Raw genomic sequence first — 6,116 nt, forward strand, 5'->3', positions numbered from 1 at the left:
TACTACAATGCAATGTGGGAGAGTAGGTAGCTGCCTTTTTTACTTCACGCCTCCAGTGTCTCAACCGATGCTGGAGGCTTTTTTGTGTTTATAGGCTACAGAGTATAGGTGTCACGGTGTGGAAGATTACAAACAAACCAGAAAAATGTTTCGTTGATTACAAGTATTAGTAAGGAAATTCTCAAATATAGAAGTATGCAATAAGTTGAGATTAGAACATATAAATTTTACTTTAACTTGCGTATAATCAATGTATTACAATTCTTCAATAAGCATTAAAAAGGCTAAATTATTTGTGTCTTTTATATTTTTTGCGTACCTTTGCAAGCGATAAAAATAGAGATAGTTTTTATTGTTTATTTTGAACTATCTACTAAGTATCTAACGGAGCTGAGATGTATAGAAAACTCATTCTCATTATTCTATCATCGCGGGCATTGTTGACAAATTAGTTAGCATTTCATTGTCCAGGTTCCATAAATTAACAATGATGGAGAGAATAAGAAAGATTGCTCTTGTTGCTTTGACTATTTTATTGTTTTTTCCAGTTTTTGCATTTGCAGGACAGAAGGGGAATATAAGGACAAGTAGCAGTTTTAATTGGGGTCCAGTGATGGACGCGATTATTCATGTAGAGAGTAGAGGAAAAGCAAATGCTAAAAGTGGTAATTCTGTTGGTGTATTACAGATTACCCCAATCCTCGTTAAAGAGTGTAACAACATTCTGAAACAACGTAGAAGTAAGAAGCGTTATAAGCTTTCAGACCGTTGGAGTATTTCGAAATCTAAGGAAATGTTTCTTTTGATACAGTCTGCTCACAATCCTTCGAATAACATTGAGCAAGCAATACGTTCATGGAATGGAGGTCCAAATTACAGCATTCGTGCAACGCACCAGTACTTCCGAAAAGTAATGAGGATATTAAGCGATTAAAACGGTACAAGTCCGATTGTCCTATCTGATTCGATAATGACAATCGGATTTTTTTATCCTAATATTTCTTAATATTCTTATTTTATCGCTTCTTTTAGTTATATTTGTAGACATATATAAATCATTAAATATAATCGAATTATGGTTGTTGGAATTATCATTGCAGTATTGATTCTGCTTGTTTTATTCTGTGTGGGAATTTATAATAATCTTGTGCGTCTTCGTAATAATCGTGAAAATGCGTTTGCTAATATTGACGTGCAGCTCAAGCAACGTGCAGATCTTATACCACAGCTTGTATCTACAGTGAAAGGTTATGCTGCTCATGAAAAAGAAGTACTGCAAAGAGTGACAGAAGCACGTACGATGGGTGTCAATGCAACAACGATCAATGAGAAGATGCAAGCAGATAACATGCTCACGCAAGCTTTGTCAGGTCTTCGTATCTCTTTAGAGGCGTATCCTGAATTGAAAGCTAATCAAAACTTTTTGCAACTGCAAAATGAGATTTCCGATATTGAGAATAAATTGTCGGCAGTACGTCGTTATTTTAATACCGCAACGCGAGAGTTGAATAATGCGGTGCAAACATTCCCCTCGAATATCTTTGCCAATATGTTTGGTTTCAAAAAAGAACCCATGTATGATATAGCTCCAACTCAACGTACAGAGATGGAACAGGCACCACAGATTAATTTCTAAGAGTGAAGTACGTAGGTCTTCAAACCCAAATTCAGCGTAATAATGCAATGAGTGTATTATTATTGCTCATGTTTCCTGTAATCATTTTGGGCATGATATGGGTATTTTTGGCATTGCTTAACTACTTTGGAAACGGTTATTATAATGAGTATGGCGAGATGGTTTATGCGCTTGACGTTGCATCCGTAAATTATTATTTTATTACAACGATACCATGGGTAGTTTTGGGAGTAGGTATATGGTTTGCCATTGCCTACTTTACAAATGTTGCCATGATTCAGCGTGCCACTGGAGCTCGCCCTTTAGAGCGAAGAGAGAACCCACGTGTCTATAATATTGTGGAGAATCTTTGTATGACTTGTGGCATGTCAATGCCGCAGATACATGTTGTTGACGACCCGCAACTGAATGCTTTTGCAAGCGGAATAAACGATAAAAGTTATACAGTGACGTTGACAACTGGAATTATCAATCGACTTAACGATGAAGAGTTGAAAGGAGTGGTTGCTCACGAGCTTACACACATCCGCAACAAAGATACTCGTCTTCTGGTAGTTAGTATTATCTTTGTGGGCATCATATCTACAGTCATGTCCTTGGTGGTGCGTATGATGTATCAAACCATGTGGTTTGGTGGTTCTGTAAGGCGTAGCAAAGATGAACGGGGGACAGGATTATCTATCTTGGTCATCTTATTTGTTGGTGTGATCTGTTGCGCCATTGCTTATTTTTTTACTTTGATTACTCGTTTTGCCATCTCTCGAAAGCGTGAATACATGGCTGATGCAGGGGGCGCTGAGCTATGTGGCAATCCTTTAGCTTTAGCAGATGCCTTGAGGAAAATATCTTCTGATCCCGGGCTGGATCAAGTTAAACAAGAAGATGTGGCTCAGTTGTTTATCGTCCACCCAGACCAGATGGTTAGTGGAATTATGGGATTTATGAATTCTCTTTTTGCGACTCATCCAGACACCAAAAAACGCATTGCTATCTTGGAGCAATTTTAACACTTCTGCCAGTTTTAGAGAGTGTAACACTAAAAAAATAAAAAGTGGGAGCTACCAATCGGCAACTCTCCACCAACACAAAAACTAAATTAGACTTAACTCAACTAAATTGAGATTTTTACAAATCTTCATTTAGTGGCTGCAAATCTACAAAAGTTTCTAAAATTCTTATCAAAAAAAGATGTGAATTATTATATTACGTGCATATTTATTTTCTATTTTACCTCAATACAGCCTGATGTAGCATCCACGAGTCCAACAAGACCATTGCAGCCATCGCTTCAACAATGGGTACAGCACGAGGAACGACACACGAATCATGACGCCCCTGCGCCTTGTAAGTAACCTCACTGCCCGCAACGTCTACTGTTTGTTGCGACTGCAATAGGGTAGCAACGGGCTTGAAAGCTATGCGAAAATAGATATCCTCTCCATTACTTATTCCTCCAAGGATTCCTCCACTATGATTGGTTTTTGTGTGTATGTTACCCTCCTTCACAGAAAAAGAATCATTCATCTCGCTCCCTCGTTGCGTAGCACACGCAAAGCCCTCACCGTATTCAAAACCTTTCGCAGCATTGATAGAGAGCATTGCGGCACCGAGTTGTGCATGGAGCTTGCCAAATTCAGGCTCTCCCAACCCTACAGGACATCCTTTGATGACACACGTCACTACGCCACCGATGGTATCGCCATCCAACTTCGTCTGTCTAATCAGTGCTTCCATCTCCTTTGCTTTCTCATCATCGGGGCATCGGACGGCATTCTCTTCGGTTTTGTCAAGATTGTATAACCGATAATCTTGCTGTAAAGCAATTTGTCCAACCTGTGAAACGTAGGCTCGAATCTGAATCCCATGTTTTTGCAACACTAATTTGGCTAAGGCACCTGCTACACATCTGCTAAGCGTAATACGAGCCGAAGTGCGTCCACCGCCACGATAATCACGACAACCATACTTTTGTTGGTAAGTGTAATCGGCATGTGAAGGGCGATAAAGATTTTTCAGCGATTCGTAATCCTTCGTGTGTTGATTGGTGTTTTCTACCATAAAAGCGATAGGAGCACCTGTAGACTTTCCTTCAAAAATGCCACTGAGAAAACTAACCACATCGTGTTCTTGCCGGTTGGTGGTGATAGAGCTTTGCCCCGGACGCCGTCTATTCAATTCGTGTTGCACAAACTCCTTGTCAATAACAATGCCTGGCGGCATGCCATCGATAACGCCCCCAACTGCCTCTCCATGACTTTCTCCGAAAGTTGTGAGGGTATAAAGATGTCCAAAGGTATTACGCATAGGCTTCAGATACTTGACAATTGATAGCTATTAGTTGGATGTTTATTAGCAGTGACCGCCACAACCGTTGCTATCATGGCAGCAACCACCACTACAGCCACCTCCGCATTGGCATCCTCCGCCACTCATTTGACTTACCATTGCAGCAATTTCTTCATTGGTAGCCTCACGATTTTCGATAACTTTGCCATTAAATTCAAGTTCTTTTCCTGCCAATGGATGATTCAAATCTACCTTTACACTTGCGTCTGAAATGTCCATCACCCTTGCCATAAATCGAGTTCCTTCCTCGTTCTGAAGTGGGACAACGGCACCTTCGTAGATGTTTTCCTCGTCAAACTTTCCGTTGACAGTGAAAATCTCTTTCTCTAAATCAAAGATATTCTCTTCCTTAAAACTTCCGTAGGCTTGTTCGGGCGTAAGTTTGATATTAAATTCATCACCTTGTTGAAGTTCGATAAGCTGATTTTCAAAATGATCCAAGGTAATGCCGAAGCCGCTGATGAACTGAAAGGGGACTTCCGCAGTGGCTTCTTCTACGAGTTCTTTCTTGTTGTTATTGAGGGTATAGAGTTGGTAAGTCACCGCTATAAATTGATTCTTTTTCTTTTCCATTGGTTTTGTTGTGAGATTAGAAATGTTTGTTATTCATTATATAAAAGATATATTACTGCAAATTTACATAAAAATTGCGATATACAAGCTCGTGGGAATAAAGAAAAGTGCATTTTCTTTAGAGCTTTCTCTGTTTCATTGGTTGTTACAACAATGTCCCTTCAATAAATGAGTCGCATCTTTTAATACTTCTCCTCCTTGGTAAAGCCATTTGTTGTTTTTGTCCTATTATTTTTCTGTGTTTTGATAAAAGGACTAACAAATCTTAAATTCTTTCAAAATATGCCTCATAGTCGCGCCACTTTATACTTGATTTATATTGGACAGCCGTCTTCATCAGATGTCTGAACAAGTCATATTCTGGTTTCTTGCTATCCCTAAACCAACGACGGTTAAATTTCCAACAATACTCGTTCAAGTATAATTGGAGAAACCGGTCGTCAATTTCTTTGTGAATGGCATTAATACCACTGCGGCATTCTCCTGTAACGATGTGGACCCATGGCAGAACCTTAGTCACGACTTCGTGTGGGCTACTTTCTGTCTGAACATGTTGAACAAGACCTGTCAGAGTTTTCTTCAGGCTTATGAGATTATGTCCTCCGTCTGAATCTATCTTTGAGTCATGAACTACCGACTTCTCAACATAAGGTGCTAATGTCTTGTATTGACTATTAGGTAATGCATACATTTTGATATAACGAACAGCTTTCTTCACCTTGCTTCTATTAGCTTGCTTTATAAGTTTAGATGCTTTGTTAAAACGCTCTGTATCAGTGTTGTCTGATAGATAATTGCTTAGAATAGAATCCGCATCTTTGCTCTGCGCAATTACCAGCACAGGAGTTTGTTTACTCTTTAAGATTTTCTCTCCGCCCTCCTCTGAAATAAAAGAAGTTGGAAAATACGACAAATCGAGTTCTATCTGCTCAGAGAGTTTATAGATACTATCTCTCTGTCCTATAATATCTCTCAGTTTCATCATCATCAACCATGCAGGAGGATAATATTCAAGTTCAAGTTGATGCTGAATCTCTTTAGCCGATAGGACTTGTTTTATGGATGTCATCATGTGCGCAGTGAAAAACCAATCATATAGCGATAATTTGCTATGTTCCATAACAGTGCCCTTTGTCAAAGGAATTCTATTACCACAGGTCTCGCACTGAAAAGATCTCCTTCCATATAGCCATTTGTACTTGGTTGCTCCACACTTAGGACATACAACACCTACCTCTTCTCGGATACCCTTAAGGTAATTTTCACAGCTATTCTCATCGGGGAATATTTGGAAGAAATCTTTCAATAGCATCAGGCTCATATTTTTAGCAAATATAATTGATTTATAGAATGTTGCAAAAGCACTATATTTTAATTAACATATATTAGTCCTTTTATCAAAACACAGAATATTATTTTAACAAAAAACGACCAATCAAAATCTTCAAAATAGAAAAAATCAATAGGCAAGCCATATACAAAAATGGGGTCAGTCGTAAAACCCAGTTGCACCCCTCCTCTCATGCACATAATTTCATAAGCCTGTAAAGGAAGAAAGGAA

Annotated in this window: 7 protein-coding genes; 3 read left to right on the forward strand and 4 right to left on the reverse strand. The window is 38.9% G+C overall.

The annotated features are described in order from the left end of the window. The first annotated feature begins 490 nt into the window (after window positions 1-490). From DEM91_RS11835 to DEM91_RS11845, 3 genes are all read left to right on the forward strand, one after another. A complete protein-coding gene (locus tag DEM91_RS11835) occupies window positions 491-934 on the forward strand; it encodes a transglycosylase (protein WP_039867743.1) in 444 nt (147 codons plus the stop codon). A 141-nt stretch (window positions 935-1,075) separates the two neighbouring features. Then, entirely contained in the window at window positions 1,076-1,636 is a 561-nt protein-coding gene (locus DEM91_RS11840) for a LemA family protein (RefSeq protein WP_249859051.1), read from the forward strand. A gap of 2 nt (window positions 1,637-1,638) precedes the next feature. Beyond that, on the forward strand, window positions 1,639-2,643 hold the full coding sequence (locus tag DEM91_RS11845) for a M48 family metallopeptidase (protein ID WP_249859052.1): 1,005 nt from the start codon (window positions 1,639-1,641) through the stop codon (window positions 2,641-2,643). Window positions 2,644-2,863: 220 nt separating this feature from the next. Here DEM91_RS11845 and aroC read toward each other — a convergent pair whose 3' ends face one another. The 4 genes from aroC to DEM91_RS11865 all read right to left on the reverse strand — a co-directional run. Further along, window positions 2,864-3,940 carry a chorismate synthase gene (aroC, locus tag DEM91_RS11850; protein WP_249859053.1) on the reverse strand — a complete coding sequence of 359 codons (1,077 nt, stop codon included), beginning with the start codon at window positions 3,938-3,940 and terminating at the stop codon, window positions 2,864-2,866. A 45-nt stretch (window positions 3,941-3,985) separates the two neighbouring features. Continuing rightward, a complete protein-coding gene (locus DEM91_RS11855) occupies window positions 3,986-4,555 on the reverse strand; it encodes a peptidylprolyl isomerase (RefSeq protein ID WP_195254092.1) in 570 nt (189 codons plus the stop codon). Window positions 4,556-4,820: 265 nt separating this feature from the next. After that, window positions 4,821-5,867 carry an IS1595 family transposase gene (locus tag DEM91_RS11860; protein ID WP_195254263.1) on the reverse strand — a complete coding sequence of 349 codons (1,047 nt, stop codon included), beginning with the start codon at window positions 5,865-5,867 and terminating at the stop codon, window positions 4,821-4,823. Window positions 5,868-5,926: 59 nt separating this feature from the next. After that, on the reverse strand, window positions 5,927-6,116 hold a 190-nt coding region (locus DEM91_RS11865; RefSeq protein WP_249859054.1), incomplete at its 5' end, for a hypothetical protein.

This window comes from Prevotella sp. TCVGH (assembly GCF_023522295.1).
Lineage (GTDB): Bacteria > Bacteroidota > Bacteroidia > Bacteroidales > Bacteroidaceae > Prevotella > Prevotella timonensis.

Excerpts from the sequence above, each read along its gene's own strand:
- DEM91_RS11835 (WP_039867743.1), top strand. The coding sequence starts at position 491 with ATGGAGAGAATAAGAAAGATTGCTCTTGTTGCTTTGACTATTTTATTG.
- DEM91_RS11840 (WP_249859051.1), top strand. The coding sequence starts at position 1,076 with ATGGTTGTTGGAATTATCATTGCAGTATTGATTCTGCTTGTTTTATTC.
- aroC (WP_249859053.1), bottom strand. The coding sequence starts at position 3,940 with ATGCGTAATACCTTTGGACATCTTTATACCCTCACAACTTTCGGAGAA.
- DEM91_RS11855 (WP_195254092.1), bottom strand. The coding sequence starts at position 4,555 with ATGGAAAAGAAAAAGAATCAATTTATAGCGGTGACTTACCAACTCTAT.
- DEM91_RS11860 (WP_195254263.1), bottom strand. The coding sequence starts at position 5,867 with ATGCTATTGAAAGATTTCTTCCAAATATTCCCCGATGAGAATAGCTGT.